Genomic DNA, 701 nt, shown 5'->3' on the forward strand with positions numbered 1-701 from the left:
GGCCGCATCGAATCTTCCTGGAAGTACCAAGAGCTGTTTTACGATCTCTACCGCCAAGGTTACGATGTGTATTCCTTTGACCACCGAGGACAAGGTTTATCAGATCGCCTATTATCTGACTCTGATATGGGTCACGTCTATGACTTTACTGACTATATTGATGATATGGACGTGGTGATCAAACAACACGACCTTAAACAATATCAGCAGTGCTTTATCATCGCGCACTCCATGGGCGGTGCCATCGCGACGCGCTACCTGCAAACCCACCCAGAGCACCCATTCACTGGTTTGATTTTAAGCGCACCCATGTTTGGCATTAACTTGCCGTGGTACTTATCACCCATCGCTATCCCAGTGACGCAAATTCTTTCTGCCGTGTCACCACTGCCGCGTTATGCGCCGGGCCACAAGCCGTACTTTCCCAAGCCTTTTGAGGACAATCCTCTCAGCCAAAGCGCAGGCCGCTACCAGTGGTTTCGCAATCTCTATACAGAAAAACCGGAACTGCAAGTCGGCGGACCAAGCACGCGCTGGGTATGGCAAGGACTCATGGCAGCGAAACAGTGCTTTTTGTTAACTCGCCAAGTAAAAGTGCCTGTGCTACTGGTTCAAGCAGGCAATGATCGTATCGTCAGCAATCTCGCGCAAAAACGCTTTATCGAGAAGCTGCGTAAAACCAATCCTCATGCGGCATTGCT

General features: G+C 50.1%; 1 protein-coding gene. It reads left to right on the forward strand.

Annotated elements, in window-relative coordinates:
• Positions 1-701, forward strand: a 701-nt coding sequence (locus R7Z49_RS25130; protein WP_318112404.1) for an alpha/beta fold hydrolase, incomplete at both ends; no start/stop codon positions are given.

It is taken from the genome of Vibrio sp. 1562, from assembly GCF_033340155.1.
GTDB lineage: Bacteria > Pseudomonadota > Gammaproteobacteria > Enterobacterales > Vibrionaceae > Vibrio > Vibrio alginolyticus.